The sequence below is a fragment of the Streptomyces sp. NPDC031225 genome (genome assembly GCF_055570355.1).
Genome location: NZ_JBVIHJ010000031.1, coordinates 28,828 through 55,818, shown reverse-complemented (window position 1 = coordinate 55,818; position 26,991 = coordinate 28,828). Strand labels below are relative to the sequence as shown.

The 26,991-nt window shown below is 71.8% G+C and carries 25 protein-coding genes; 13 read left to right on the top strand and 12 right to left on the bottom strand.

Annotated features, from left to right (window positions below):
- Positions 1-98: 98 nt before the first annotated feature.
- Entirely contained in the window at positions 99-1,628 is a 1,530-nt protein-coding gene (locus ACZ48Z_RS38620; RefSeq protein WP_468740578.1) for a leucyl aminopeptidase, read from the bottom strand.
- A gap of 290 nt (positions 1,629-1,918) precedes the next feature.
- Here ACZ48Z_RS38620 and ACZ48Z_RS38615 point away from each other — a divergent pair, with 290 nt between their 5' ends.
- Entirely contained in the window at positions 1,919-2,704 is a 786-nt protein-coding gene (locus ACZ48Z_RS38615) for an endo alpha-1,4 polygalactosaminidase (RefSeq protein ID WP_468740577.1), read from the top strand.
- A gap of 8 nt (positions 2,705-2,712) precedes the next feature.
- Here the strand turns inward: ACZ48Z_RS38615 and ACZ48Z_RS38610 are convergent, their stop codons facing one another.
- Entirely contained in the window at positions 2,713-3,510 is a 798-nt protein-coding gene (locus ACZ48Z_RS38610; RefSeq protein ID WP_468740641.1) for an adenosylcobinamide-GDP ribazoletransferase, read from the bottom strand.
- 73 nt (positions 3,511-3,583) lie between these two features.
- Here ACZ48Z_RS38610 and ACZ48Z_RS38605 point away from each other — a divergent pair, with 73 nt between their 5' ends.
- Positions 3,584-4,348, top strand: a complete 765-nt coding sequence (locus tag ACZ48Z_RS38605; RefSeq protein WP_468740576.1) for a hypothetical protein — start codon at positions 3,584-3,586, stop codon at positions 4,346-4,348.
- 286 nt (positions 4,349-4,634) lie between these two features.
- On the opposite strand, the gene ACZ48Z_RS38600 is transcribed toward ACZ48Z_RS38605, so the two are convergent.
- The 3 genes from ACZ48Z_RS38600 to cobT form a co-directional block, all read right to left on the bottom strand.
- Positions 4,635-5,414 carry a hypothetical protein gene (locus ACZ48Z_RS38600; RefSeq protein WP_468740575.1) on the bottom strand — a complete coding sequence of 260 codons (780 nt, stop codon included), beginning with the start codon at positions 5,412-5,414 and terminating at the stop codon, positions 4,635-4,637.
- A 10-nt stretch (positions 5,415-5,424) separates the two neighbouring features.
- Positions 5,425-7,236: a phosphatidylglycerol lysyltransferase domain-containing protein gene (locus ACZ48Z_RS38595; protein WP_468740574.1), complete on the bottom strand. Its 1,812-nt coding sequence runs from the start codon at positions 7,234-7,236 to the stop codon at positions 5,425-5,427.
- A gap of 130 nt (positions 7,237-7,366) precedes the next feature.
- Positions 7,367-8,554, bottom strand: a complete 1,188-nt coding sequence (gene cobT / locus ACZ48Z_RS38590; protein WP_468740573.1) for a nicotinate-nucleotide--dimethylbenzimidazole phosphoribosyltransferase — start codon at positions 8,552-8,554, stop codon at positions 7,367-7,369.
- A 126-nt stretch (positions 8,555-8,680) separates the two neighbouring features.
- Here cobT and ACZ48Z_RS38585 point away from each other — a divergent pair, with 126 nt between their 5' ends.
- Positions 8,681-9,460, top strand: a complete 780-nt coding sequence (locus ACZ48Z_RS38585; protein WP_468740572.1) for a class I SAM-dependent methyltransferase — start codon at positions 8,681-8,683, stop codon at positions 9,458-9,460.
- Here ACZ48Z_RS38585 and ACZ48Z_RS38580 read toward each other — a convergent pair.
- Complete coding sequence (locus ACZ48Z_RS38580; RefSeq protein WP_468740571.1) at positions 9,449-10,651, bottom strand: bifunctional adenosylcobinamide kinase/adenosylcobinamide-phosphate guanylyltransferase; 1,203 nt, start codon at positions 10,649-10,651, stop codon at positions 9,449-9,451. The genes ACZ48Z_RS38585 and ACZ48Z_RS38580 overlap by 12 nt on opposite strands.
- A gap of 173 nt (positions 10,652-10,824) precedes the next feature.
- Between ACZ48Z_RS38580 and ACZ48Z_RS38575 the strand changes: the two genes are divergently transcribed.
- Complete coding sequence (locus ACZ48Z_RS38575) at positions 10,825-11,040, top strand: hypothetical protein (RefSeq protein WP_328746706.1); 216 nt, start codon at positions 10,825-10,827, stop codon at positions 11,038-11,040.
- 224 nt (positions 11,041-11,264) lie between these two features.
- Here the strand turns inward: ACZ48Z_RS38575 and ACZ48Z_RS38570 are convergent, their stop codons facing one another.
- Positions 11,265-11,966: a methyltransferase domain-containing protein gene (locus ACZ48Z_RS38570; RefSeq protein WP_468740570.1), complete on the bottom strand. Its 702-nt coding sequence runs from the start codon at positions 11,964-11,966 to the stop codon at positions 11,265-11,267.
- Positions 11,967-12,049: 83 nt separating this feature from the next.
- Positions 12,050-12,727 carry a DUF3043 domain-containing protein gene (locus ACZ48Z_RS38565; protein WP_468740569.1) on the bottom strand — a complete coding sequence of 226 codons (678 nt, stop codon included), beginning with the start codon at positions 12,725-12,727 and terminating at the stop codon, positions 12,050-12,052.
- A gap of 261 nt (positions 12,728-12,988) precedes the next feature.
- Here ACZ48Z_RS38565 and ACZ48Z_RS38560 point away from each other — a divergent pair, with 261 nt between their 5' ends.
- From ACZ48Z_RS38560 to ACZ48Z_RS38530, 7 genes are all read left to right on the top strand, one after another.
- Complete coding sequence (locus ACZ48Z_RS38560) at positions 12,989-13,774, top strand: PspA/IM30 family protein (RefSeq protein WP_389107146.1); 786 nt, start codon at positions 12,989-12,991, stop codon at positions 13,772-13,774.
- A 22-nt stretch (positions 13,775-13,796) separates the two neighbouring features.
- Positions 13,797-14,075: a PspA-associated protein PspAA gene (gene pspAA, locus ACZ48Z_RS38555; protein WP_468740568.1), complete on the top strand. Its 279-nt coding sequence runs from the start codon at positions 13,797-13,799 to the stop codon at positions 14,073-14,075.
- Positions 14,076-14,142: 67 nt separating this feature from the next.
- Positions 14,143-15,375, top strand: a complete 1,233-nt coding sequence (locus ACZ48Z_RS38550; protein ID WP_468740567.1) for a sensor histidine kinase — start codon at positions 14,143-14,145, stop codon at positions 15,373-15,375.
- Positions 15,372-16,052 (top strand): response regulator, encoded by a 681-nt coding sequence (locus ACZ48Z_RS38545; protein WP_468740566.1) that lies wholly within the window; start codon positions 15,372-15,374, stop codon positions 16,050-16,052. The genes ACZ48Z_RS38550 and ACZ48Z_RS38545 overlap by 4 nt, the downstream gene beginning before the upstream one ends.
- A 100-nt stretch (positions 16,053-16,152) precedes the next feature.
- Positions 16,153-16,575 carry a YciI family protein gene (locus ACZ48Z_RS38540; RefSeq protein ID WP_468740565.1) on the top strand — a complete coding sequence of 141 codons (423 nt, stop codon included), beginning with the start codon at positions 16,153-16,155 and terminating at the stop codon, positions 16,573-16,575.
- Positions 16,568-17,713, top strand: a complete 1,146-nt coding sequence (locus tag ACZ48Z_RS38535; RefSeq protein WP_468740564.1) for an RNA polymerase sigma factor — start codon at positions 16,568-16,570, stop codon at positions 17,711-17,713. The genes ACZ48Z_RS38540 and ACZ48Z_RS38535 overlap by 8 nt, the downstream gene beginning before the upstream one ends.
- A 67-nt stretch (positions 17,714-17,780) precedes the next feature.
- A complete protein-coding gene (locus ACZ48Z_RS38530) occupies positions 17,781-20,012 on the top strand; it encodes a protein kinase domain-containing protein (protein ID WP_468740563.1) in 2,232 nt (743 codons plus the stop codon).
- Between the two features lie 18 nt (positions 20,013-20,030).
- Here ACZ48Z_RS38530 and nadA read toward each other — a convergent pair whose 3' ends face one another.
- Positions 20,031-21,215 carry a quinolinate synthase NadA gene (gene nadA, locus ACZ48Z_RS38525; RefSeq protein ID WP_468740562.1) on the bottom strand — a complete coding sequence of 395 codons (1,185 nt, stop codon included), beginning with the start codon at positions 21,213-21,215 and terminating at the stop codon, positions 20,031-20,033.
- A gap of 298 nt (positions 21,216-21,513) precedes the next feature.
- Here nadA and ACZ48Z_RS38520 point away from each other — a divergent pair, with 298 nt between their 5' ends.
- The gene (locus ACZ48Z_RS38520; protein WP_468740561.1) at positions 21,514-21,870 is read left to right on the top strand and encodes a HesB/IscA family protein; all 357 of its coding nucleotides are present in this window, start codon (positions 21,514-21,516) and stop codon (positions 21,868-21,870) included.
- 102 nt (positions 21,871-21,972) lie between these two features.
- Here ACZ48Z_RS38520 and ACZ48Z_RS38515 read toward each other — a convergent pair whose 3' ends face one another.
- Entirely contained in the window at positions 21,973-23,967 is a 1,995-nt protein-coding gene (locus ACZ48Z_RS38515) for a hypothetical protein (RefSeq protein ID WP_468740560.1), read from the bottom strand.
- Between the two features lie 164 nt (positions 23,968-24,131).
- Positions 24,132-24,341 (bottom strand): hypothetical protein, encoded by a 210-nt coding sequence (locus tag ACZ48Z_RS38510; RefSeq protein WP_468740559.1) that lies wholly within the window; start codon positions 24,339-24,341, stop codon positions 24,132-24,134.
- Between the two features lie 151 nt (positions 24,342-24,492).
- Here ACZ48Z_RS38510 and ACZ48Z_RS38505 point away from each other — a divergent pair, with 151 nt between their 5' ends.
- Entirely contained in the window at positions 24,493-25,467 is a 975-nt protein-coding gene (locus ACZ48Z_RS38505) for a carbohydrate kinase family protein (protein WP_468740558.1), read from the top strand.
- A 57-nt stretch (positions 25,468-25,524) separates the two neighbouring features.
- On the opposite strand, the gene ACZ48Z_RS38500 is transcribed toward ACZ48Z_RS38505, so the two are convergent.
- Positions 25,525-26,886 (bottom strand): aminotransferase class V-fold PLP-dependent enzyme, encoded by a 1,362-nt coding sequence (locus tag ACZ48Z_RS38500; RefSeq protein WP_468740557.1) that lies wholly within the window; start codon positions 26,884-26,886, stop codon positions 25,525-25,527.
- Between the last annotated feature and the right edge of the window lie 105 nt (positions 26,887-26,991).

Genomic DNA, 26,991 nt, shown 5'->3' with positions numbered 1-26,991 from the left:
GGGCTGTGCCGATATGCGGCTCCGCCGCGCGGGCGCGACAAGCCACAACCGGCCCGCAGCCGCCCACGCCCCTCGGGGACCGAGCTCCTAGGCGGATGTCACCCCAGGTCACCGGAGCCGACAAGCTCCGCCAGCCGCACCAGCGTACGGACCGCGGTCCCGGTCCCGCCCTTGGGCGTGTACCCGAACGGCCCGCCGTCGTTGAACGCCGGACCCGCGATGTCGAGGTGCGCCCAGGTGATCCCCTCGCCCACGAACTCCCGCAGGAAGAGCCCGGCGACCAGCCCGCCGCCCATCCGCTCACCCATGTTCGCGATGTCCGCGGTGGGGGAGTCCATCCCCTTGCGCAGGTGCTCCGGCAGCGGCATCGGCCACGCCGGCTCCCCGACCTCCTCCGCGGCCTCGTGCACCGCCGTACGGAAGGCGTCGTCGTTGGACATGATGCCGAACGTCCGGCTGCCCAGCGCCAGCATCATCGCGCCGGTGAGGGTCGCGACGTCCACGATGGCGTCCGGCTTCTCCGCCGACGCGGCCCACAGCGCGTCGGCCAGCACCAGCCGGCCCTCCGCGTCGGTGTTCAGCACCTCCACCGTCTTGCCGCTGTACATCCGCAGCACGTCGCCGGGACGCGTCGCGGACCCCGACGGCATGTTCTCGGCCAGCGCCAGCCACCCGGTCACGTTGACGTCGAGGCCCAGACGCGCGGCCGAGACGACGGCCGCGAACACCGCGGCCGCCCCGCTCATGTCGCACTTCATCGTCTCGTTGTGGCCCGCGGGCTTCAGCGAGATGCCGCCCGAGTCGTACGTGATGCCCTTGCCGACCAGCGCGAGGTGCTTCTTCGCCTTGGACGAGGTGTACGACAGCTTCACCAGCCGCGGCCCCGACGCCGACCCCGCGCCGACGCCGAGGATGCCGCCGTAGCCGCCCTTCTCCAGGGCCTTCACGTCGAGCACCTGCACCTTGAGGCCGTGCTCCTTGCCCGCGGCCTGCACGATGGCGGCGAAGGCCTCGGGGTTCAGGTCGTTCGGCGGCATGTTGATCAGGTCGCGCGCGCGGTTGAGCTCCTCGGCGACGGCGGTGGCCCGGGCGAGCGCGGCCTTGTACGCGGCGTCCCGCGGCTTGCCGCCCAGCAGAGCGGCCTCGGCGAGCGGGGCCTTGCCGTTCTTGGCCTTGGCGCCGCCCGCGTTGTTCTCCTTGTAGGTGTCGAAGGAGTACGCCCCGAGCAGCACGCCCTCGGCGACCGCGCCGACGTCGCCGGCATCACCCAGCGGCAGCACGAACGCGGCCTTCTTCGCGCCGGTCAGGGCGCGGGCGGCGGCACCGGCGGCCTTGCGCAGCGTCTCCGGGGCGAAGGAGGAGTCCTTCTCGGGCTCGGCGCCCAGGCCCACCGCCACCACGAGCGGGGCCTTGAGGCCGGCGGGTGCGGGCAGCTTCGTCACCTCGCCCTCGGCGCCCGAGGCGCCGAGGGTTTCCAGGACGCCGGCGAGGCGGCCGTCGTAGGCCTTGTCCACGGCCTCGGCGCCCGGCGCGGGGACCGGGCCGTTCGCGCCCTTGGCGACACCGATCACGATCGCGTCGGCCCGGAGGCCGGGCGCCGCGGCGGTGCTGAGAGTGAGAGCAGTCACGGTGGTGAATTCTCGCTTCCGATGTGAGGTTGCTGGGGGTCGAGCGGGTGGGGTCGACCGGGCCCGACGGCCGACCCTGTTTCTCGTCCGGGAATCGTCCGAGCGCGGGTACCGATCGGGGCCTTCACCCCTGTCGGCGACCACCCGGGACGAGCCTACGCTCGGGGCGGTGGCCGATCGTTCCTGCGGTCCGGCTCCCCCGCCTCCGGTGAGGTGGGTCACACTCACCTGATTCCGGCGAGCGTACCGCTCGACGCCCGCACAATCGCCACGGTCCTGGAGCCCATCCCTTGCCCCCGAAACCCCTTCTCCTGCTCGTCACCCTGCTGCTCCTGGTGGCGGGCTGCTCGGCCGCCCCCGGCTCCGGGCCCGGTGAGACCCGTTGGCAGCCCCGGCCCGGCGTCGCCTGGCAGTGGCAGCTGACCGGCCGTGTCGACACCTCCGTGGACGTGCCGGTGTACGACATCGACGGCTTCGACCAGTCCAGGTCCGTCGTGACCGCCCTGCACCGCGAGGACCGCAAGGTCATCTGCTACCTCTCCACGGGCGCCTGGGAGGACTGGCGGCCCGACGCGGAGAAGTTCCCCGCATCGGTGATCGGCCGTGGCAACGGCTGGGAGGGGGAGCGCTGGCTCGACATCCGCCGCACGGACGTGCTGGAGCCGTTGATGGCCGCCCGCTTCGACATGTGCCGCACCAAGGGATTCGACGCGATCGAGCCCGACAACATGGACGGCTACAAGAACCGCACGGGCTTCGACCTGACGGCGTCCGACCAGCTCCGCTACAACCGGCTGATCGCGAGACTGGCTCACGACCGGGGAATGGCGGTGGGCTTGAAGAACGACCTCGACCAGATCCCGGACCTGGTCGACGACTTCGACTTCGCGGTCAACGAACAGTGCGCTCAGTACGGCGAGTGCGGGGACATGAAGCCGTTCATCGCGGCGGACAAGGCGGTCTTCCACGTCGAGTACGAACTCCCGACGAGCCGCTTCTGCGCGGACTCCCGCCGCCTGAAGCTGAGTTCGATACTCAAGAAGTACGAGCTGGGAGTGTGGCGCAGGCCCTGCTAGCGGACCTGTCAGGGGTTCATGGAAAGGGGGTTCATGGAAAGGATCACCAGCGCCGTCGTCGCCGCCGTCTCCGCCAGCCCCCCGAACACGTCCCCGGTCACCCCGCCGAAGCGGCGTGTGCAGTGCCGCAGGAGAAGCTCGGCCGCCCCCACGGCGGCGGCGACCGCAACGACCGCACGGACCAGGTCGTACGGTCCGAAGACCGCTCCTGCTCCGGCCGCGCCCAGCGTCACCGCGGCGGCCACCGGCACCGCCGCCCGGCGCGGGACGACCCCGGCCACCGCCGCCCCCAGCCCCTCAGGGCGCGCCGCCGGCACCCCGGCGCGCGCCGCCAGGGTCAGCGCGAGGCGTGCGGCCGTCGCCGAGACCACCGCCGCCACCGCACCCCGCGCCCAGGAGTCGCCGTACGACTGCGCCAGCGCGGCCACCTGGGCGAACAGCACGAGGACGAGGGTGATCACACCGAACGGGCCGATGTCCGACTGTTTCATGATCCGCAGCGCGTCCTCGGCGGGCCTGCCGCTGCCCAGGCCGTCCGCCGTGTCCGCGAGCCCGTCGAGGTGCAGGCCCCGCGTGAGCACCGCGGGTACGGCCACCGTGGCGACCGCGGCGAGCAGCGCGGAGGCGCCCAGGAACAGGAGCAGGAGTCCCAGCGCGGCCGACAGACCGCCCAGCACCACCCCGACCAGCGGAGCGCAGAGCATGCCGCCCCGTGCCGCCTCCCGGTCCCAGCGGGTCACCTTCACGGGGAGCACGCTGAGCGTGCCGAAGGCGAAGCGGAGGCCGTCGAGAGGGAGGGGGGTCATGGACACGTCCGCAGGGTAGCCCGGACGCCGGATCCGCCGGGCGGACCGCCCCGTGCCCCGGGAGACTGGGCCCATGGGCCACTGGCTGCACCGCAACATCGTCGAACCCGGCAAGCTGCCGCTCCTCCTCGCCCTGACCGCGTTCGTGTTCACCTTCCTGATCACCCGGGTCATCACCCGCCTCATCCGGGCGGGCAAGGGCCCCTTCGGCAACGTCAGTTCCGGCGGGGTGCACATCCACCACGTGGTCCCCGGTGTCGTGCTCAGCGTCGTCGGGGGCTTCGGCGCGGTCGCGAGCGGGCGGCACGGCTTCGGGGCGGCGGTGTGCGCGGTCGTGTTCGGGATCGGCGCGGGTCTGGTGCTGGACGAGTTCGCGCTGATCCTGCACCTCGACGACGTCTACTGGAGCGAGGAGGGCCGCAAGAGCGTCGAGGTCGTCGTCCTCACCGCGGCGCTGGTCGGCCTGGTGCTCGCGGGCTTCTCACCGTTCGGCGTCAACGACGTGACGCAGGCGGAGGCGCAGGACCGCGGCGGCGTCATCACCAGCGTCGTGGTCAACTTCCTCTTCGCGATGCTCGTCCTACTCAAGGGCAAGACCCGGATGGCGATCTTCAGCGTGATCGTTCCGCTGGTCGGGCTCATCGGTCTGGTCCGGCTGGCCCGCCCCGGCTCACCCTGGGCCCGCCGCTTCTACGGCCGCCGCCCGCGCGCCCGCGCCCGCGCCACCCTGCGCGCCTACCACCGCGACAAGCGCTGGTCGGGCCCCCGCAGAAGGTTCCAGGACCTGATCGGCGGCAAACCGAACCCGATGGCACCCCCACCTCCGGAACGCCTCTGACACGGCGCGGGCGGGTCGGATCTGTCAGCTCCCCGAGGGCGTCCCGGCCGCTGTCGTCGCCGTCCGGGTAGTTCGGGGGCGTGACTGGTGGCGGGTGGGAGCCGGCCCGTCCTCCGAGGTCGGCCGCCCTTGCTGCGGTAGCGGGCGGTATCGCGGGGCCGTCCCTGCCGCTGTCGTCGTCGCCGTCAGCGCGGATCGGGGGGTTCCCGGTGGCGGGTGGGAGCCGGGCTGCCTGTCCGAGGCCGGACGCCGCCGCCGACGCGGTGCCGGGGTCCGACTTCCGTCCTCAGCGTCGTCGGCCGGGTCCGGGCCGTAGGTGTCGGGCCCTGATCTGCGGCGGCCCGGACCCGGCGTCCTTGCTGTCCCCGGAACCGTCCCCCAACACACCTCCGGAACCGGAACCGCCACCGCCCCCGGAACGCCGGCGGCGTGCCGCCGAGATTCCGCACAGCACGAGCATCGCCGCGATCGCCGCCAGGTGTTCCTTGCCGGCGAGGTTCCCCTTGACCAGCACCTCCACCACCATGGCGCCGACCACGACACTCGCGGTGACCCGGGCGCCGTAGCGCCAGCCCAGGAAGACGGCGAGGCCCACCACGGCCGCCGAGGGGCCGGTGTCGACCACATGCGCGTCCGAGGCGTGCAGGCCGAACAGGCTGTCCGGGCCCAGCCAGATGCCCACGCGCGCGTACAGCGTCCCGGCGAGCGTGGCCGTGTACGCCAGCGCGAGCGTCCGCCACCGGCCCAGACCGATCTCGGCGAGCCCGAACACGAACAGGATCTGCGCCAGCGCACCCCACACCGGCAGGTCCAGGGCGGGGACGAACAGGGAGAGGGGAGTGCGGAGCAGGGCCAGCCACAGCGGGTCCGCGGCGCGCACGCCACCCACGTCCTGGACGAAGCCGTAACCCCACGACTGGTTGTGCACGAAATGCAGGGCCGCCGTCAGACCGACCGCCGTCAGCGCCATGGGGACCGCCCGCCATCTCCGCCGGAGCAGGGCCTCGCGCACGGTGACGTACAGCTGCCCCCACTCCGCGCATGCCCAGCGGGCGAGTGTCTTCATCCCACGGTCCTCATCTGTGCGTACTCAGGTGCTCCCGACGCCGTAGCCACCTCGGCAGTCCCGGCACCTCCAGGAACCCCTCCGCACGGGCCGAGGCGAGGCCGATGCGGGGCAGGTCCGCGCTCTTCTCGAAGAGCAGGAAACGCGGCTCCCAGATGGGCCGGTACTTGGCGTTGGCCCGGTACAGCGACTCGATCTGCCACCAGCGGGAGAAGAAGCTGAGCAGCGACCGCCACAGCCGCAGCACCGGTCCGGCACCAAGACGTGCGCCACGTTCGAAGACCGAACGGAACATGGCGAAGTTGAGTGAGACCTGGGTGATCTGAATCTCCTGGGCCCGGTTCAGGAGCTCGATGACCATGAACTCCATGAGTCCGTTCTCGGAGTCGCGGTCCCGGCGCATCAGGTCGAGGGACAGTCCGTGCGGCCCCCACGGCACGAACGAGAGCACGGCCTTGAGCTCACCGTCCGCGTCGCTGCACTCCAGCGCCACGCACCGCCCGTCCTCCGGGTCCCCGAGCCGGCCCAGCGCCATGCTGAACCCGCGTTCGGTGGCCCCGTCCCGCCAGTCGTCGGCCCGCCGTACGAGAGCCTCCATCTCGTCGGCGGGGATGTCCTCGTGGCGCCGGATCCGTACCGTGTACCCGGCCCGTTTGACCCGGTTGTAGGCCTGCCGGACGGTCCGCATCGCCCGTCCCTCCAAGGTGAACTCGGCGACCTCGACGATCGCCTCGTCGCCCAGCTCCAGGGCGTCCAGGCCGTGCCGCGCGTACACCGTCCCGGCGTCCTCGCCCGCGCCCATCACCGCGGGCAGCCACCCGTGTGCCCGCGCCTCGGCCAGCCACGGTTCGATCGCACCCGGCCAGGCCTCCGGGTCGCCGATCGGATCGCCCGAGGCCAGCGACACCCCGCCGACGACCCGGTAGGTGACGGCCGCCTTGCCCGTCGGCGACCACACCACGCTCTTCTCCCTGCGCAGCGCGAAGTACCCGAGCGAGTCCCGCTCGCCGTGCCGCTCCAGCAGTTCCCGCAGGCGCCGCTCGTCGTCCTCGGTGAGCGGGTCGACGGCACGCCTGGAGCGGAAGGCGGCGTAGAAGACGGCCAGCACGAGGGCCGTGCTGAGCACGTTGATGACGACGTTGACCCAGTTCGGCGTGAGGATCCCGTCGAAGCGGGAGTCGTCGGCGGCGACGGAGACCAGCCGCAGCGTGCCGTACCACCAGCGTTCCGTGAAGCTCGACGACCTCGACGCCTCGTTGGTGACGGTCACCAGCAGCGCGGCGAGCAGTGAGGACACCAGCAGTCCGCCGACGGCGACCGCGGCGGCGAGCCGCGGGTTGGACCGGTCTCCCTTGGCGTAGAACTCCCGCCGTCCGGCCAGCAGCGCGGCGACGAACGCGGCGGTGAGGGCCAGCGAGATCCAGTTCTGCGCGTACCGCCGGATCTCCGGGAACGCCATCGCGAGCACGAACAGCGCGAGGAACGCCCCGGACAACACCAGGTTCAGGATCCACGCCGCGCGCTTGCGCCGCCGCATGGTGATGGCGAGGAAGGCCGTGAACACCCCGGAGGCGAAGCCCGCCGTCAGCAGATACGGCGTGAAGTAGTCCTCCTGGTTGTGCCGCCGCACGTCCTGCCCCAGCGAAACCCACGCCGCGCTGAGGAAGTTGACGAACGCGACGACCCGCAGGTACCAGACGGCGAACCCGGCCGCCCGCCGGGAGGCGGTGGTGGAGGCCCGCCGGACACCGGCGAGCCGTGCCGGGTCTGCGGGCGGTTCGGCGGACTGGTCCTGCTTCGCGGCATTTCGGACGTCTCCCATAAGGGGCGATCATGCCCCTTGCGCCCGCGCTTGCGCAGCCGCGGCACTCGCCTGTCTCTCTTTTCCGCCGCGAGAGCGCTCGGCCGCACCGCCGGAACCGGCAGTGCCCAGCCGGTCGGGCGGCTACCCCCTACTCGTCCTTCTTCTCGTCCACGAATTCCACGGGTTCTACGGGTTCTACGGCGACCGCCGCTTCCGTCACAGCTTCCGTCGCCGTCTCCGCCTCTGCCGCCTCCGCCTGCGTCTGTGCCTCCGGCTCGTCCTCGGCGGGCGAGGGCTTCTCGGGCAGCTCGGCGGCCAGTGCCGCCGCGGCCTGCACCAGGGGCAGCGCCAGCAGCCCGCCCGCGCCCTCACCGACCGTCACGCCGTGGTCGAGCAGCGGTTCCAGAGCCATCCGGTCCAGTGCCTTCGCCTGCCCCGGCTCACCGCTGTTGTGCCCGGCCAGCCACCAGTCCGGCGCCCGGAACGCGATCCGCTGCCCCACCAGGGCGCAGGCGGCCACGACCACCCCGTCCAGCACCACGGGCAGCTTGCGCACCGCGCTCTGGAGCAGAAAGCCCGTGATCGCGGCCAGGTCGGCCCCGCCCACCGTCGCCAGCAACTGCAACTGGTGCCCGAGCACCGGCCGCGCCCGCCGCAGCGCGTCCCGGATCGCCGCGCACTTGCGCATCCACGCCAGGTCGTCGATCCCGGTCCCGCCCCGCCCGGTCACGACGGACGCGTCGGTTCCGCACAGCGCGGCGACCAGCACCCCGGCCACCGTGGTGCCGCCCACGCTCACATCGCCGAGCACCACGAGATCGGTCCCGGAGTCGGCCTCCTCGTCGGCCACCGCGACCCCGGCCCGGAAGGCGGCCTCCGCCTCCTCGGCCGTCAGCGCGTCCTCGACGTCGATACGACCGCTCCCGCGCCGCACCCGGTGCCGTACGACGTCCTCCGGCAGCTCGGCCGGATCGCAGTCCAGCGCCATGTCGACGACCCGCACCGGCACGCCCAGCCGCCGCGCGAGGACGGACACCGGGCGGCCGCCCTCCAGGACCTCCCGCACCAGCTCCGAGGCGCTGCCCGCGGGCCGCCCGGAGACGCCCTGGCCGGCGATCCCGTGGTCACCGGCGAACAGGACGACCCGCGGCCGTTCGATCGCTCGTACCGGAACGGCCGACTGCGCCGCGGCCAGCCACTCACCCAGTTCGTCGAGGCGGCCCAGCGCCCCGGGCGGCACGATCTGACGTTCCCGGCGCGCCTCGGCGTCGCGACGCACCCCGCCGTCGGGGCGCTCGATCAGATCGGAGAAGTCGTCGAGATTAAGCGAGCTCATTCGCCGAACAGTACCGGCCCTGATCGAACACGGGGGCGCCACGTGGCCCTGGTGTCATTGCACCCAAGATCGAGATCCCATACGTTCCGTTTTGTAGTGAATTGACGTGCGTCGCCGGGAGGCCTCATGACCGCATCAACCGCCCCTTCCGTACGGCGTCTTCGCTCCACCGCCCGCGCGATGCTGGCGTTCCCCGAACCGGAGAGCTGGCTGGACGTGGAGACGGGGTACGCGGACTTCCCGGAGGCGGCGAGAGCCTTCTTCCCCTACACGGCCTTCGACGGCCTGGACCCCTCACCCCGCGTGGTGTACGCCCAGGCGGTCGAACGCCTTGAGGAGGCCCATCTGGGCCGGCTGACGGACCCGCGGATCACCACCCGCCTGGGGGGCCGCTACGACGTCGTCAGCCTGCTGGGCCGGAGCCCGGGCCCCGAGGACCTCCGGGCCGCCCTCGCAGTGCTGCGCACCGGCGGCCACCTCCTCGTGGAGTCCCCGGACGACCCCCGCGCCGAACTGGAGTCCCAGGGCTGCGCGATCGTCACCACGACCCGTAGATCCGCGCACGTCCCGGACCGCGTGACGACCCGTCTGACCCGGGCCCTGCCCCCGAGGGTGGCCAAACCGCTGATCCCGGCCGCGAGAGCACTGGACCACACCCTGGCCCTCCTCCTCGCGGGCACCCGCTTCGCGAAGGCGTACCGGGTGATCGCCCGCAAGAGCGCAGAGGCAGGCAACGCGGCCGCAGGGGCCGTGAACACCGGCCGCATGGACGCAGGCATCGCGGACACCGATGGTGCGGAGCCGGGGAGCGCGGACGCAGGCATCACGGACACCGGCAGCACGGAGGCAGGAAACGCGGAGGCCCGGACCGCGGACACCCGCAGCGCGGACGCCTCAGCCCCGTAGCACCAGCGCCTGTCCCGCCACCACCAGCACCACCTGCTCGCACTCGCCCGCGAACGCCGCGTTCAGCCGCCCCAGCTCATCCCGGTACCGGCGTCCGGACGCGGTGGCCGGCACGATCCCCGACCCCACCTCGTTCGTCACGGCGACCACGGTCCGCCGCGCGGCCCGCACCGAATCCGTCAACTCCCGTACCCGCGCCCGCAGTTCACGCTCCCCTCCGTCGGCCCACTCGGCGTCGTCCCACGCCCCCACGGCGTCCATCGCATCCGTCAGCCACAGCGACAGACAGTCGATCAGCAGCGGCGCCCCGTCGTCCTTCAGCAGCGGCACCAGATCGCACGTCTCGGTCGTACGCCAGGATCCGGGCCGCCGCTCCCGGTGCACGGAGACCCGGGAGGCCCACTCGGTGTCCCCGTTCCGGGACCCGCCCGTCGCGACATACAGCACCTCGGGAAAGGCCTCCAGCCGGCGCTCGGCCTCCACCGACTTCCCGGACCGCGCGCCGCCCAGCACCAGCGTCCGCCGCGGCACGTCCGGTACGTCCTCGTAGGCCCCGACCGTCAGCGTCGTCCCGTCGGGAACGGCCCGCGCCCCGGCGGCCGCCAGCCTCCGCCGCAACTCGGCACCGGGAGGCACGTCGTGATCGAGATGGACGGCGACGACGTCGGTCGTGGGCCCGACCGCTCCCACGGCCCGCAGCCGGGCCAGCGCGTCCGGCCGCCGTACGACATCGGCGAGCACCATGTCGTACGACTCGACGGCCCTCTCCTCCAGCCCGGCGGGCGCGCCTCCGGGCGGCAGATACAGTGCGCGCTGCCCGTCGGGTCCGGTGACGGCGTAGCCGGTCCCCGGCGCGTCCATGGCGACGGCCCGCACCCGGTGCCCCGTCAGCAACGCCAACTCCCGCCCGTCCGGCACCCGGGCCGGCTGCGGAAGCCCGGCAGGCACCTCGACCGCCGGCCCGTCATGAGGATGCGACAGCAGTACCTGCCGTACGCCTGCGAGTGAACGCCCCGCGCGGGCGGCGGCGAAGGCGGCACCGGGGGTCAGATCGAGCAGCAGGGCCCCGTCGACGAGCACCGCGGTGGCACCACGGGCGTCCGCCCCGACGGCGACGGCACAGGCGGCGCAGGGACAGCCGGGGTGGGGAAGACCGTCGGGGGCACCGGTACCGAGAAGAGTGAGTTCCACGAGCCGATTCTCGCCGGTGCCCGTTGACCCTGCCCGCGCAGAGGTGCCTTCAAGGGGCGCGGGGCTGTGCCGGCATCCGGCCGAGGACGACGAACTGTCGCGATCTTGTTCCGTCCGGCCCAGCGGAACGCATAGGCTCGACCACGGAACGTGCCCATACGAGGGAGGCCTGCATGGCGACATGGATCTGGCGGTTCGAGAAGGCCGACGGCGCGGAGACCCAGCCCGCGGTGGAGCCGGAGGAGTTCACCACCCAGGGAGACGCGGAGTCCTGGCTCGGCGAGTACTGGAAGCCCCTGCTCGCCGGCGGTGCCGAACAGGTGCGGCTGTTCGAGGACGCCACGGAGATCTACGGCCCGATGAGCCTGCGCGCGGCCGAGGAGGCCTGACACGGACGGGCGAGGGTAGTCGCACACCCTCGCCCACCTCCTCCGTCCCTGCTCACCCGGCGTCACAGGGACGGTCCTCGCGCCGACGCCAGGCGTGAAGGCCACGGACCTTTCGACCCTGCCGCTCTCGGCGATCGTCGGCACCGTCGGCGAGACCGCCGCCGCTGTCGCCCTCGCCGGAGGGCCCGTCCGGTCCGGGTCAGGCTCAGGGCATCCGAGCGGGCTCAGCCCCGCACACCGCACAGATGCAGCAGCGCGGCGACCCCCCGGTACGGATCCGTCCGGCCCGCCCGCTCCTCGCAGGCCAGCAGGGTCTCCGCGTCGGCGGGGACCTCCGCTTCGTCCGTGGCCGTGTCCGTGAACACCCGCACGCCGTACCAGGCCCGGAGCGGCGCCCCGATCCCCGCGAGCGTCGCCGTAAGCGTGCTCAGCCGGTCGGCGCGAACGTCGAGCCCCAGCCGGTTCCGGTACGCCACCGAGTCGAAGGCGTCCCACGTGCCGGCCCAGTCCCCGGCCAGCCCCGGCCGCATCGCCAGCGCGTCGGCGTTCCGCACGAGCAGCGACAGCAGTCCGCCCGGTGCCAGCATCCGCGCCAGTCCCGCCAGCAGCGGATCAGGCTCCTCGACGTACATGAGCACACCGTGGCAGAGCACGACGTCGAAACTGCCCGGCAGGAAGTGCACCCCGGTGTCCCGGCCGTCGCCCTCGATGATCCGCATCCGCTCCCGGATGCCCTCCGGCTCGGCGGACAGGGACTCCCGGGCCGCCGCGACCATCCTGGCGTCCTTCTCGAGCCCGGTCACCTGATGCCCGGCCCGGGCCAGCCGCAGCGCCTGCGTGCCCTGGCCCATGCCCACGTCGAGCACCCGCAGCCGCTGTCCGACCGGGTACCGCCCGACTATCTGCTCGTCGAGCTGCCGGGCCACCAGCTCCTGACGTACGACGTTCCGCAGCCCGCCCAGCTTGTCCAGCCAGGCATCGGCCGCGCCCCCGGAGAAAGACGTCGTACTCAGGGCCGCTCTCCGCGCTTGACCTGCGGCTTCGGCAACCGGAGGCGACGCATCTGCAGAGAGCGCATGAGGGCGTAGGCGACCGCGCCCTTCCGGTTGTGGTCCGGGAAGCGCTCGGCGAGCCGCTTCTTCAGACGGAAGCCGTTGAGGATCGCGTCGAGCACGATCAGCACGATCACGACGAGCCACAGCATCAGCGCGATGCTCTGGAGCGCACCCACCCGCACCAGGCTCAGCACGAGGATGACCACGGCCATCGGGAGGAAGAACTCCGCCACGTTGAACCGGGAGTCGATGAAGTCGCGGGCGTACTTGCGCACCGGGCCCTTGTCGCGTGCGGGCAGGTATCGCTCGTCGCCGCCGGCCAGCGCCTGGCGCTGCCTCTCCAGCGCGGCACGGCGGTCGTCACGCTGGCGCTTGGAGGCCTCCTTGCGCGTCGACGGCGTGTTGGCGACGCTGCGGCGCTGGGACTGGGCCGCACTGCGCTTGGGCGTGGGCCTGCCCTTGGGGGCCTGCGGGTCACGGATCTGCTTGGAGTCGGTCAGCTGCGCCTTGTCGGCGACGGCGGCCTTCTCTTCCTTGGTGGCACGGCTACGGAACACAAAACCCAAGGGTAAGGGGTGTCCGGGGTTGGACCCCAGCCCGGTGGGGAACGATCCGGCAACGCCAGTCGTCATCCATGGGGACAGAGGGGACGTCCGGTGACCGAATGCAGACCCGTGCCGAACCCGTGCGGGACGTGTGCCGAACCCGAGCGGACCCTGAAGGTCACCTACTCCTCACGCCGGAGCAAGGGATTGGTCAGTCGTCCTTGGGGATGACCGCATCCGTCCCGGAACAGTGCGTCAATGGATGCAGGGCCCGTACTGTGGGTTCTGTCGCAGAGCTGGTGCTGGAAGTCCGTCAGAAGGGGGCGCGCGAAGCCCATGAGCGGTGTCATGAAGCGTATGGGGATGATCTTCCGCGCGAAGGCGAACAAGGCCCTTGACCGGGCCGAGGATCCGCGCGAGACCCTCGATTACTCGTACCAGAAACAGCTGGAGCTGCTTCAGAAGGTACGCCGGGGCGTGGCCGACGTGGCCACCTCCCGCAAGCGTCTGGAGCTCCAGCTCAACCAGCTTCAGTCGCAGTCCTCGAAGCTGGAGGACCAGGGCCGCAAGGCCCTCGCGCTCGGCCGGGAGGACCTCGCCCGCGAGGCGCTGTCCCGTCGTGCCGCGCTCCAGCAGCAGGTGACGGACCTCGAGACACAGCACTCCACGCTGCAGGGCGAGGAGGAGAAGCTCACCCTTGCGGCCCAGCGCCTCCAGGCCAAGGTGGACGCCTTCCGTACGAAGAAGGAGACCATCAAGGCCACGTACACGGCGGCCCAGGCGCAGACCCGGATCGGTGAGGCCTTTTCCGGCATCTCCGAGGAGATGGGCGACGTGGGCCTGGCCATTCAGCGGGCCGAGGACAAGACGGCCCAGCTCCAGGCCAGGGCCGGTGCGATCGACGAACTGCTGGCCTCCGGCGTCCTGGACGACCAGTCCGGCATGCACAAGGACGACATCCAGGCCGAGCTGGACCGCCTCTCCGGTGGTACGGATGTGGAGCTGGAACTCCAGCGCATGAAGGCGGAGCTGGCGGGAGGTTCCTCCTCGTCGCAGCAGGCGATCGAGGGCGGCACCGGACAGGCGCAGTCCCAGCAGCAGCCGCAGGACACCCCTCGCTTCGACAAGCAGTAGGGGCCACGCCGAGGAGGGCGACATGATCGTACGGATCATGGGGGAGGGTCAGGTGAGGCTGGCCGACAGCCACCTCACCGACCTGGACAAGCTGGACGACGAGCTGTTGGCCGAGATGGAGAACGGCGACGGTCCGGGCTTCCGTCGCACCCTGACAGCCCTCCTCACCAGGGTCCGTGAACTGGGCGAGCCCCTCCCGGACGACTCCCTGGAACCCTCGCAGCTGATCCTCCCGGCCGAGGACGCGACCCTGGAAGAGGTACGGGACCTCCTGAGCGACGACGGTCTGATCCCGGGGTGACCGCGGTCGTCCCGGGCCACGGCCACCACCGGTTCCGGGGTGGACAGGCGCCCTCCATCGTTCAGACGTGAGCAGCACACTCGACCGCGTCCACAAGCAGCTCAAGGCGCACCCCTTGGCACTGGACGCGATACTCGCGTCGGGCGTCCTCGCCTGCATGGTGGCCGGCTCCTTCGTCGCCCCCCATCAGAACGACGCCGTCAGCTGGAGCATCCGCACCCCTGCCCCGCTCAGTCTCGTCCTCATGGCCCTCGGCGCCGTCGCCCTGGTCTTCCGCCGCCGCGCCCCCCTCACGGTCCTCGCCCTCACCGGCACCGTCTCCCTGATCGAGTCCGTCACCGGCGACCCCCGCGCCCCCGTCGCCATGTCCGCGGTCATCGCCCTGTTCACCGTCGCCTCCCGCACCGACCGCCCCACCACCTGGCGCGTCGGCCTGCTCACCATGACCGTGCTCACCGGCGCCGCGATGCTGGCGGGACCCCTGCCCTGGTACGCCCAGGAGAACCTCGGCATCTTCGCCTGGACCGGTATCGGCGCCACCGCGGGCGACGCCGTCCGCAGCCGCCGCGCCTTCGTCCAGGCCATCAGGGAGCGCGCCGAGAAGGCCGAGCGCACCCGTGAGGAGGAGGCCCGCCGCCGGGTCGCCGAGGAACGCCTGCGCATCGCCCGTGACCTGCACGACGTCGTCGCCCACCACATCGCCCTGGTCAACGTCCAGGCCGGCGTCGCCGCCCATGTGATGGACAAGCGGCCCGACCAGGCCAAGGAGGCCCTCGCCCACGTCCGCGAGGCCAGCCGTTCCGCACTCAACGAACTGCGCGCCACGGTGGGTCTGCTCCGGCAGTCCGGCGACCCCGAGGCCCCCACCGAACCCGCCCCCGGCCTCGCCCGCCTCGACGAACTCGTCGGCACCTTCCGCAACGCGGGGCTGCGGGTCGAGGTCGCCCGCGCCGACCACGGCACCGCGCTCCCCGCCGCCGTGGACCTGGCCGCCTACCGCGTCATCCAGGAAGCCCTCACCAACGTCCAGAAGCACGCCGGTACCGAGCCGAAGGCCGAGGTCAGCGTCGTACGCGTCGGCCCGAACGTGGAGATCACGGTCCTCGACAACGGCCCCGGCGAGGAGGACCACCCCGACGACGGCGGCGGCCACGGCCTCCTCGGCATGCGCGAGCGCGTCACCGCCCTGCGCGGCACCCTCACCACCGGCCCCCGCTACGGAGGCGGTTTCCGCGTCCACGCGATCCTGCCGGTCAAGACCCGAAGCACAGCCAGGGACCACCCGGGAGAGCCCGTATGACGATCCGTGTCCTGCTCGCCGACGACCAGGCGCTGCTGCGCAGTGCCTTCCGGGTGCTCGTCGACTCGGAGCCGGACATGGAGGTGGTCGGCGAGGCGTCGGACGGTGCCGAGGCCGTACGTCTGGCCAGGCAGGAGCGTGCCGACGTGGTCCTCATGGACATCCGGATGCCCGGCACGGACGGTCTCGCGGCCACCCGCATGATCAGCGCCGACCCGACCCTCGCCCACGTCCGCGTGGTCATCCTGACGACCTTCGAGGTCGACGACTACGTCGTGCAGTCCCTGCGCGCCGGCGCCTCCGGCTTCCTCGGCAAGGGCAGCGAGCCCGAGGAACTCCTCGCCGCCATCCGTGTCGCGGCCGGCGGCGAGGCACTGCTGTCCCCGGCCGCCACCAAGGGCCTGATCGCCCGTTTCCTCGCCCAGCGGGACGTGGACGACGAGCACGACCCCCTCCGCTCCGAGCGCCTCGCCGCCCTCACCCACCGCGAACGCGAGGTCCTCGTCCAGGTCGCCGGAGGTCACTCCAACGACGAGATCGCCGAGCGCCTGGAGGTCAGTCCGCTCACCGTCAAGACCCACGTCAACCGGGCCATGGCCAAGCTAGGCGCCCGCGACCGGGCCCAGCTCGTGGTCATCGCGTACGAGTCGGGGCTGGTACGTCCGAGGGTGGAGTGAAAAAAGGAATTCTCGCGACGATGTCGAGAACCCGTGCCCCGCTCCGTCCCCGTTGTGAGAGCGGCCAGAATGGGTCGCATCAGGACCGAGGAGAGACACCATGGCCAAGTACCTGCTGCTGAAGCACTACCGTGGCGCCCCGGCTCCGGCCAACGACGTGCCCATGGAGAAGTGGACGCCGGAGGAGATCTCGGCACACGTGCAGTACATGCGGGACTTCGCGGCCCGGCTGGAGGAGAGCGGGGAGTACGTCGAGGGACAGGCGCTCGCTCCCGAGGGGGAGTGGGTCCGGTACGACGGTGAGGGGCGCCCTCCGGTCACCGACGGGCCGTTCGCCGAGACGAAGGACCTCATCGCCGGCTGGATGGTGATCGACGTCGACAGTCACGAGCGGGCCGTCGAACTGGCCGGGGAGCTGTCGGCAGCCCCCGGCGCGGGCGGCAAGCCGATCCACGAGTGGCTGGAGCTGCGCCCGTTCTACGCGGCGGATCCCAACGTCGCGGACTGCCACGCCGGTGGATGAGGCCCTGCTCAGGAGCCTCACACCGAGCGTGCTCGCCGTCCTCGTCCGCCGCGGAGCCGACTTCGCGGCGGCCGAGGACGCCGTGCAGGACGCGCTCGTCGAGGCGGTCCGCGTCTGGCCGGCCGACCCGCCGCGCGACGCGAAGGGCTGGCTGGTCACCGTGGCCTGGCGGAAGTTCCTCGACGCGACCCGGTCGGACTCCGCCCGCCGCCGCCGTGAGGACCGTATCGACGAGGAACCGGCGCCCGGACCCGCCCCCGACGTCGACGACACGCTCCAGCTGTACTTCCTGTGCGCCCATCCCTCGCTGACCCCGTCCTCGGCCGTCGCCCTCACCCTGCGCGCCGTCGGCGGGCTCACCACCCGCCAGATCGCCCAGGCCTACCTGGTGCCCGAGGCGACCATGGCGCAGCGGATCAGCCGCGCCAAGCGGACCGTCTCCGGCGTGCGCCTCGACCGTCCCGGTGACGTCGCCACCGTGCTGCGCGTCCTCTATCTCGTCTTCAACGAGGGCTACTCCGGCGATGTCGACCTCGCCGCCGAGGCCGTCCGGCTCACCCGGCAGCTCGCCGCGGTCATCGACCACCCCGAGGTCGCCGGGCTGCTCGCCCTCATGCTGCTCCACCACGCCCGCCGCGCCTCCCGGACCGCCCCCGACGGCAGCCTGGTGCCACTCGCCGAGCAGGACCGCACCCGCTGGGACACCGCGGCGATCGCCGAGGGCGTGCGGATCCTCCAGAACGCCCTCGCGCGTGACCGGCTGGGCGAGTTCCAGGCCCAGGCCGCCGTCGCCGCCCTCCACGCCGACGCGCCCACCGCCGAGGAGACCGACTGGGTGCAGATCGTCGAGTGGTACGACGAACTCGCCCGTCTGACCGACAGCCCCGTCGTCCGCCTCAACCGCGCGGTCGCCGTCGGAGAGGCCGACGGACCCCGGGCGGGCCTCGCCGCCCTCGCCGCCCTGGACGACTCCCTGCCCCGCCACACGGCCGTCGCGGCCTACCTCCACGAGCGCGACGGCGACCTGACGACAGCGGCCCGTCTGTACGCCGAGGCCGCCCGCAAGGCCCCGAACCTGGCCGAACGCGACTATCTGACCCGCCGGGCCGCCCGCCTCAACACCTGCGGCGGTCACTGAGGGCACCCTCCGCTCCCGTTACATATGCTGTGCGCGCGAACTGCCGCACGCGGAAGGGGATTCGGGCGTGCCACTGCACAAGGACGACCCGAGATCGGTCGGCGGGTACAAACTGGTCGACCGGCTCGGCGCCGGCGGCATGGGCATCGTCTACCGCGGCCGGGCGCGTTCCGGACGCGAGGTCGCCGTGAAGGTCGTACACGCCCAGCACGCCGCGGACAAGGTCTTCCGCGCCCGTTTCCGCCAGGAGATCGAGGCCGTCCGCAAGGTGAGCGGTGCCTTCACCGCCCCGGTCGTGGACGCCGACCCTGAGGCGGTACGGCCCTGGATGGCCACCCAGTACGTACCCGGCCGCTCCCTAGCCGAGCGGATCCGCGAGCGGGGCGCGCTGAAGGACGGCGAACTGCGGCAGCTGGCCCTCGGGTTGGTGGAGGCGCTGCGGGACATCCACCGGGCCGGCGTCGTGCACCGCGACCTCAAGCCCGCCAACGTCCTGATGGCCGAGGACGGCCCGCGTGTCATCGACTTCGGCATCTCGCGCGCCGCCGAGAACCACAACACCCTCACCGAGACCGGGCAGATGATCGGCACTCCGCCCTTCATGTCCCCGGAACAGTTCACCGACGCCCGCACGGTCGGTCCTGCCTCCGACGTCTTCTCGCTCGGCGCGCTGCTGGTGTTCTCGGCCACAGGTCGCGGGCCGTTCGACGCCGACAGCCCCTATCTGACCGCGTTCCGGGTCGTCCACGAGTCACCCGTCCTCGACGGCGTGGCACAGCCGCTGCGCGCGATCCTGGAACGCTGTCTGGCCAAGGAGGCCGCGGACCGGCCCGAACTCGACCGGCTGGCCAAGGAGTTCGCGGACACCCTGCCCGAACCGGGCCCGGGCGACCAGGCCACAGTGACCCTGAGCGCGGAACGGCTGCGCACCGCCCAGGAGACCTCCGCCGAGGGCGACGCGGCCGCGACGACGAGGTCCGGGCGCGGCAGCCGTGTCCGCCGTCCCGTGCTCGTGGCGACCGGCACCGTGGGGGTGCTGGCCCTGGGACTGCTGGGGTACCTGCGGTTCGGGCCGGGGTTCGCGGACAGCCCCCGGGCGGCGAGTGCCGCCCCGGCCGTGACCTCCCGGTGGGCGGCGGTCCCCGCAGGCTGGCAGCCCTGGCAGACGACGGTGCACGAGACGTCGCCGCGGGGCGCGGCCAAGGCGCTGGGGGTGAAGAGCGGCGACCCGGGCGACGCCACCTGCGGGACGTACGAGGACGCGGTCTACTGCGCGGGCAACAACATCCTTCCGGTCCGCCTGGACGGCCGTACCGGCAGGACCGTCTGGCGCTCCGCCCTCGCGTCCGACGGCTCCGGCAGGAAGGGGCTGAACAGCTTCACGCTCCTCGGTGTGCGGGACGGCGCGGTGCTCGTCCGGCAGGTCGTCTACCCGGTCGGCGCCGGGGACGGCACGGTCAGCGTCGTCGCCCTCGACGCGGGCAGCGGCGAGAAGCTGTGGGCCCGCAAGGTGAACGACGTGAGCGTCGACCTGGCCCTGTCCGGCGACCTGGTCCTGACCACCGACGCCGACGGCCGGTCGGTGACGGCCCGCGACCCGCGCACCGGCGCCGACCGGTGGACCGCACGGATGCCCGCCCACAACTACTGCATGTTCCCGACGGCCGGCTCCGCCCTGTACGCGCACTGCTTCCCGGGCGACGAGACCCGGACCGCCGAGGTCCTGGAGCTGAACCGGAGCGACGGATCGGTCGTCAGGCGGCTGAAGACCCCGTACACGAGCGGCCTGCTCGGCGTCATCGACGGCCGGCCTGCCCTTGTGATCGGGGGCACCGTCGGTCCGGCGCGCCCCGAGGAGCTGACGTTCGGCAAGATCATGCTCCTCGACCCGGACGGCGGCGCCGGTACCACGACGAAGCTGTCGAAGACCTACGAGGGCGCGGTGACGCTGGCCGCCGACACCCTGTGGATCACCGAGGCCAACGGCCAGGTGACCGCCGTGTCCCCGCTGACCGGCAAGCAGCTGTGGCAGACCCGGACCGGCGCCGAGGGCTCGGGCCAGCCCACGTACGACAGCCGCACCCGCACTCTGTACCTGGTCAGTACCAGCGGCCGGGTCGCGGCTCTCGACGCGCGCAAGGGCACGCTGCTGTGGGAGACGGGCGCGCACGCCGAGCAGCTCGCGAGCGGCGACGTGATCAAGTCCGAGGTGCTGCCGTACGGCGGCGCGCTGATCGCCGGGACCCCGGACGGCACCGTCTTCAGCCTCGACCCCGCTCACCCCGGGGCGTCGGGGTGAGCGGAGTCCGCGGCCGTCCTACGGCAGCGCCAGCATCCGCTCCAGCGCCAGCTTCGCGAACGCCTCCGTCTCCTTGTCGACCTCGATCCGGTTGACGAGTTTGCCCGCGGCCAGCGACTCCAGGGTCCAGACCAGGTGGGGCAGGTCGATGCGGTTCATGGTCGAGCAGAAGCAGACGGTCTTGTCGAGGAAGACGATCTCCTTGCCCTCCGGTGCGAAACGGTTCGCGAGGCGTCGTACGAGATTGAGCTCAGTGCCGATGGCCCACTTCGAGCCGGCCGGGGCCGCCTCCAGGGCCTTGATGATGTACTCGGTCGAGCCGACGTAGTCCGCCGCGGCCACGACCTCGTGCGTGCACTCGGGGTGCACCAGGACGTTCACCCCGGGGATCCGGGCGCGCACGTCCTCCACGGACTCCAGCGAGAAACGGCCGTGCACCGAGCAGTGCCCGCGCCACAGGATCATCTTCGCGTCCCGCAGCTGCTCGGCGGTCAGACCGCCGTTCGGCTTGTGGGGGTTGTAGACGACGCAGTCCTCCAGGGACAGGCCCAGGTCACGGACCGCGGTGTTGCGGCCGAGGTGCTGGTCGGGCAGGAACAGGACCTTCTCGCCCTGCTCGAAGGCCCAGTTGAGCGCGCGCTCGGCGTTCGACGAGGTGCAGATCAGGCCCCCGTGCTTGCCGGTGAACGCCTTGATGTCCGCCGAGGAGTTCATGTACGACACCGGCACGACCTGCTCGGCGATGCCGGCCTCGGTGAGGACGTCCCAGCACTCGGCGACCTGTTCGGCCGTCGCCATGTCGGCCATGGAGCAGCCGGCGGCGAGGTCGGGGAGGACGACCTTCTGGTCGTCGCCCGTCAGGATGTCCGCGGACTCCGCCATGAAGTGCACACCGCAGAACACGATGTACTCGGCCTCGGGGCGCGCGGCCGCGTCCCGGGCCAGCTTGAAGGAGTCGCCCGTGACGTCGGCGAACTGGATGACCTCGTCACGCTGGTAGTGGTGGCCGAGAACGAACACCTTGTCGCCGAGCTTCTCCTTGGCCGCGCGGGCGCGCTCGACCAGGTCGGGGTCGGACGGCGAGGGCAGATCGCCGGGACACTCGACGCCCCGCTCGCTCCTCGGGTCGGCCTCGCGGCCGAGCAGCAACAGGGCGAGCGGAGTCGGCTGTACGTCGAGCTCCGTGGTCTGGGCGGTGGTCACGACACGCACCCTTTCTACTTTTCGTCGAACTGACGTTATCTATCATAACCCGCTTCACGTCACTTTGACGATGCTCATAACGTCGATGTGACGTGAATCCCCATCGGGAATCGACCGGGAGTCGATCGGCGGTCGACCGGGAAATGACCGGGAGCCGATCGGACATTTTCCGACCGCCAACGCATGTGCGAGCATGAAGGGGGCGCCGGAAAACCGGCGTCCGGCCCGGAATGAATCCGCGGCCTTGCCGGTTGCACCAGTCGGCAAGCAGTCTCCGTACAACCCGGGAGAGATGTAGATGTCCGTATCGGACGAGACCGGCACCGTCACCGACGGCATCATCGTGTCCGACGCCGCCGCGGCGAAGGTCAGGGCCCTGCTCGAGCAGGAAGGCCGTGACGACCTGGCTCTGCGTGTCGCCGTTCAGCCCGGCGGCTGCTCCGGCCTGCGTTACCAGCTCTTCTTCGACGAGCGTTCGCTCGACGGTGACGTCGTCAAGGACTTCGACGGCGTCAAGGTCGTCACCGACCGCATGAGCGCCCCGTACCTGGGCGGCGCGTCCATCGACTTCGTGGACACCATCGAGAAGCAGGGCTTCACGATCGACAACCCCAACGCGACCGGCTCCTGCGCCTGCGGCGACTCCTTCAGCTGAGTCGGCCCGGACCGGCATCGGCACAGTCCGGTACCGACACAGAGCCACGAACGAAGGCGGCGGCCCCTCCAACGGGGCCGCCGCCTTCGTTCGTCGTCGGGACTACCGGGCCCCGGAGGTCTCCGGCAGCCGCGCCGAACCCGCCTTCTCCAGCGGGATCTCCTTGCCGTCCGAGCCCACGACCTCACGGTCACCGAGCGGCTCGTCCAGGGTCACGGTCTTCTGGAGCTCCTTGGCGATCATGATGCAGACCTTGCCCTGCCACGGCGTCTCGGTCACCGTGACCGTCACCTTGCCCGAGCTCTCGCTCGCCGCCGCCGCGTAGTCCCCGCACACCCCGCCCGTGAAGCTCACGGTCAGCTGGTCGCCGTCGGCCGAGTAGCCGTCCACCTTGACGTCCCGCGTCTTCGGCGCGGAGGTCGGGTCGCCGGAAGGCGCCGTGGGGGTGGCGGGCGCCGAGGGCGACGCGGTCGCCGGGGAGGCGATGTACTTCGGGTCCACCGCCGGATACGTCACCGTGAAGGCCTTCTGCGCGCCCGCCGCCCGCACCTCGAACAGCCAGGACGGCACGAGCGCCTGCCGGCCGTCCACCAGCTGCGAGGCCAGCCCGAACACCGCCTTCTCGACCGTGAGCGTGTTGCCCGGCGCGGGGCTCGCCGTCGACTCCCCGCAGGGCGCCTCCAGCCGGTCCTTCAGCGGTACGGGACTGGCGCAGCCGCCGATGCCCATGCGGTGGTCGGTGCCGGGCACCTTGTTCAGCAGGCTCAACGTCTTCTGCGCGCTCAGCACGGGATACGTGTCGCTCTTGACCGGCGCCTTCAGCTGACCGGAGCCACCGACCACGTCACCCTGCGCGTTCACGGTGACGCCGGTCGACCAGCCGTACGTGGGCAGCCCGCCCACCACCGGATCGGCGTTCACGATCCGGTTGGCCCCCATGACCTGGCTCGCGTCGAGCTTCGCGCCGTCCTGACCCACCGCCTTCAGCACCGGCGCCGCGGCCTTCTCCGCGACCGCGACCGTCGCGCTCACCGGATCGCCGACGGAGCCGTCGAGCCCGCACACGGTGGCGCTCTTGCAGTCGTCGGTGACGGGGGAGTAGCGCTGGAAGGTCCACGCGCCCGGCGCCTGCCGGTTCACCGTGAGCGACGGCCCCGAGCCGTCCATGACCCCGATCCGCCAGACCTGCCCGCGCACCACCGGAGTTCCGTCGATCCCCAGCGCCTCGGCGAGCCGCGCCACCTCGGCCTTGGTGACCTGTCCCCCGGTCCGGTAGACGGGCGCCGAACCGGGCCCCTGCGGGAGGCTGCCGTCGAGGCGGTAGGTCGCGCCGTACGGGTTCGGTTCCCCGGGCGCGATGCCGTTGCCGGTCCCGCCGGCCGCGCTGTAACCGTCGAGTGCGAGGGGCGGGGGAGTGTCGTCGCCGGACGCGCCGGACGTGGTGTCCTTGGCGGAACCTCCGGAGGCACTGGCGGCGAGGTACGCCCCACCGCCTCCGACCAGCAGTACGGCGGCCGCGACGGCGGCAACGGCGACGGGCGACCGCCGCCGGACGGAACGGAGATCGTCGCCCTCGTCGTCCCGGGGGACCTCGGAGCCGGAGGCCGGGAGCTCTGCGGCGGGGTGAGGGGCCGAGGCCTCGTCGGCGGCAGCCGCGAGAGAGGCCGTGGGCTCGTCGGAACCGACTGCGGCCTCGGAGGCCGCGGGCTCGTCCGGTCCGGCAGCGGCAGCGGCGTCGGTGGCCAGGGAGGCGTCCTCGTCCGAGGAACCATCCCGGTCGGCGTCGGCGTCGGCGCCGTCGGCGGCACCGGAAGTCTCTTCGGTGCCGAGCGTCTCCCCGTCCCGGTCGGTCCCGCCGCGGAGCTGTTGCGCGCCGTCTGTCTCCACCGCCGGAGCGGTCTCGGTACGGCTCGACTCCTCGTCACCGGAATCCCCGGAGCCCGGTTCCTCTCCGGCGCCGCTCGCATCCTCCGCGCCGAGCGCGTCCGTGCCGTCGGCTTCCCGCGCGACAGGAGCTTCCGCAGCGCTCCCGTCCCCGCCGCCGGAGGCCTCGGCGGAGGCGCCGGTGTCGTCGTTGTCGGGTCGCTCGGTGTCCACCGCATCGCTCCTTCTGCTGTGCAACTGTCCCTCGACCCTGACCCGGCCCTGTCAAATAGGTCGGCACAGGGGTCGTATCCCGCATCCCCTTTCCGGGGGACGCCGATGGGACGCAGCGGGGGAGCGCACGGTTCCCTTCTGCGCGCCGACTCGCGCGCCGTGAGTCAGTCGCCGTACTCCGACATGGCGTCCAGCAGCCGGGCGGAGCCCTCGGGAACCGTCACGCCGTGGATGAGGGAGGGAGACACCGGGAGGGAAACGCTTCGGTCGGGCACCGCCCAGTGGGGAGCCATCCGGGCACAGTCGCCGCGCAGCGAGGCGAGGTCCCCGTCCACGTCGGCCGGGGCGGAGGCGTACAGCTCAAGGTTCGTCATGACCGCACCGTATGCACGCCGGGGCCCGCGAAGAAAGATCTACTATCGGGTAGTTTTACCTGCTTCGCCGAGCCGTCGGCCGCTCGCAGTCCCCTATACGGACCCGGTAGCGTTAAACGTCAATTCACCCTCCCTCAGGAGAGTCCACGCCGTGCGCATCGCAGTCACCGGCTCCATCGCCACCGACCACCTCATGACCTTCCCCGGCCGTTTCGCCGACCAGTTCGTCGCGGACCAGCTGCACACGGTCTCGCTCTCCTTCCTGGTCGACAACCTCGACGTACGCAGGGGCGGCGTCGGGGCGAACATCGCCTTCGGTATGGGACAGCTCGGCACGAACCCGATCCTCGTCGGAGCCGCGGGCTTCGACTTCGACGAGTACCGCGCCTGGCTCGACCGGCACGGCGTCGACACCGCGTCCGTCCGGATCTCCGAGACGCTGCACACCGCCCGTTTCGTGTGCACCACCGACGCCGACCACAACCAGATCGGCTCCTTCTACACGGGCGCGATGAGCGAGGCCCGCCAGATCGAGCTCAAGACGGTCGCCGACCGGGTGGACGGGCTGGACCTCGTCCTCATCGGCGCCGACGACCCCGAGGCGATGCTCCGCCACACCGAGGAGTGCCGTTCGCGCGGCATCCCGTTCGCCGCGGACTTCTCCCAGCAGATCGCCCGCATGAACGGCGACGAGATCCGGATCCTGCTGGACGGCGCCACGTACCTCTTCTCGAACGAGTACGAGAAGGGCCTCATCGAGTCCAAGACCGGCTGGTCCGACACGGAGATCCTGGCGAAGGTCGGGCACCGGGTCACCACGCTGGGCGCGCAGGGCGTGCGGATCGAGCGGACCGGCGAGGAGCCGATCGTCGTCGGCTGCGCGGAGGAGGAGCGCAAGGCGGACCCCACGGGCGTCGGTGACGCCTTCCGCGCCGGGTTCCTGTCGGGACTTTCCTGGGGGGTGTCGCTGGAGCGGGCGGCCCAGGTCGGCTGCATGCTGGCGACGCTCGTCATCGAGACGGTGGGGACGCAGGAGTACCGGCTGCGGCGGGAGAGCTTCATGGAGCGGTTCACCAAGGCGTACGGGGACGAGGCCGCGAGCGAGGTTCAGGGGCATCTGGGCTGAGTGTCGTCTGCGGGCGCGTGGGGGCTGGTCGCGCAGTTCCCCGCGCCCCTGGGTTGGTCACCTCGACCGGCGGATCACATATGCCGTTCCCTTTTCCGCCTGCTCCTCGCCCACGTACTCCTGCTCCCGCATCTCGCACCACGCCGGGATGTCCAGGCGGGCCGCCTCGTCGTCCGAGAGGACGCGGACGGTCCCGCCCACCGGCACGTCCCCGATGACCTTCGCCAGTTCGATGACCGGGATCGGGCACCGCTTGCCGAGGGCGTCCACGACCAGGGAGCCCTCGTGCGCAGCGGTCGAGGGTGTCGGCGCGCCCAGCTTGGCCCGCACCCTCGCCACCGCCCCCGGCAACACCTCCAGGAACCGGTCGACCTCCTCGGAAGTCGCTCCCCACGGCAGGGAAACCCGCACATTTCCCTCACTCAGCACCCCCATCGCCTTCAGCACATGGCTCGGCGTCAGCGTGCTGCTCGTGCAGGACGACCCGGAGGAAACGGAGAAACCCGCCTGGTCCAGCTCATGCAGCAACGTCTCTCCGTCGACATAGAGACACGAGAAGGTGACGATCCCCGGCAGCCGCCGCTCGGGATCCCCGACCACGTCCACATCGGCGACCAGCCGCGGCACCCGTGCCCGGATCCGCGCCGTCAGCTCCCGCAGTCGTACGGCCTCTTGCGCCGCCTCGGCCCGCACCGCCCGCAGCGAGGCCGCCGCCGCGACGATCGCCGGCAGGTTCTCGAACCCCGGCGCCCGCCCCGACTCCCGCTCGTCGGCGGGTCCTTGGACCGAGAACCGGACGCCCTTCCGCACGGCGAGCAGACCGACCCCCGACGGCCCACCCCACTTGTGCGCACTGGCCGCCAACAGGGACCACGCACCCTCGACCGGCCCCCACCCGAGCGACTGCGCCGCGTCCACCAGCAACGGCACCCCGGCCTCCCGGCATACGGCGGCCACCTCGGCCACCGGCTGCACGGTTCCCACCTCATGATTGGCCGACTGGAGACACGCCAGAGCGGTGTCAGGGCGCAGAGCGTCGACGTACGACTGCGGGCTCACCGCCCCCGTACGGCCCACCGGAACCTCGGTCACCTCGAACGGCTCCGCCGAATGGAGAACCGAGGAGTGTTCGACGGCTGACACGATCAGGTGACGTCCGATGCGCCGCCGCCCGGCGAGTGCCCCGCTGATCCCGGTATGGACGGCCTGAGTGCCGGAGGAGGTGAACGTCAGCTCATCGGGACGGCATCCCACGGCTTCAGCGGCCGCCTCCCGAGCGGCATCCAGCAGCAACCGAGCCCGCCGCCCTTCCCGATAGAGCCGGGACGGATCAGCCCACCCCTCGTCAAGGGCGGCCAACAGGGCCTGACAAGCAACGGGATGGAGCGGAGCACTGGAAGCAGCGTCAAAGTAAGACACACGCCAACGCTAACCCCCAGGGGCGCGGGGAACTGCGCGACCAGCCACGAACAGCCCGCAGCCGCCAATCCAGCGAACCCCCAACTCAGTAGGCCCCCCTCCTCG

Coding starts and splice junctions, on each gene's coding strand:
- ACZ48Z_RS38565 (WP_468740569.1), bottom strand. CDS start 12,727: ATGACGACTGGCGTTGCCGGATCGTTCCCCACCGGGCTGGGGTCCAAC.
- ACZ48Z_RS38595 (WP_468740574.1), bottom strand. CDS start 7,236: ATGGGAGACGTCCGAAATGCCGCGAAGCAGGACCAGTCCGCCGAACCG.
- ACZ48Z_RS38510 (WP_468740559.1), bottom strand. CDS start 24,341: ATGACGAACCTTGAGCTGTACGCCTCCGCCCCGGCCGACGTGGACGGG.
- pspAA (WP_468740568.1), top strand. CDS start 13,797: ATGATCGTACGGATCATGGGGGAGGGTCAGGTGAGGCTGGCCGACAGC.
- ACZ48Z_RS38585 (WP_468740572.1), top strand. CDS start 8,681: ATGACCGCATCAACCGCCCCTTCCGTACGGCGTCTTCGCTCCACCGCC.
- ACZ48Z_RS38600 (WP_468740575.1), bottom strand. CDS start 5,414: ATGAAGACACTCGCCCGCTGGGCATGCGCGGAGTGGGGGCAGCTGTAC.
- ACZ48Z_RS38560 (WP_389107146.1), top strand. CDS start 12,989: ATGAAGCGTATGGGGATGATCTTCCGCGCGAAGGCGAACAAGGCCCTT.
- cobT (WP_468740573.1), bottom strand. CDS start 8,554: ATGAGCTCGCTTAATCTCGACGACTTCTCCGATCTGATCGAGCGCCCC.
- ACZ48Z_RS38575 (WP_328746706.1), top strand. CDS start 10,825: ATGGCGACATGGATCTGGCGGTTCGAGAAGGCCGACGGCGCGGAGACC.
- ACZ48Z_RS38545 (WP_468740566.1), top strand. CDS start 15,372: ATGACGATCCGTGTCCTGCTCGCCGACGACCAGGCGCTGCTGCGCAGT.
- ACZ48Z_RS38610 (WP_468740641.1), bottom strand. CDS start 3,510: ATGACCCCCCTCCCTCTCGACGGCCTCCGCTTCGCCTTCGGCACGCTC.
- ACZ48Z_RS38605 (WP_468740576.1), top strand. CDS start 3,584: ATGGGCCACTGGCTGCACCGCAACATCGTCGAACCCGGCAAGCTGCCG.
- ACZ48Z_RS38520 (WP_468740561.1), top strand. CDS start 21,514: ATGTCCGTATCGGACGAGACCGGCACCGTCACCGACGGCATCATCGTG.
- ACZ48Z_RS38540 (WP_468740565.1), top strand. CDS start 16,153: ATGGCCAAGTACCTGCTGCTGAAGCACTACCGTGGCGCCCCGGCTCCG.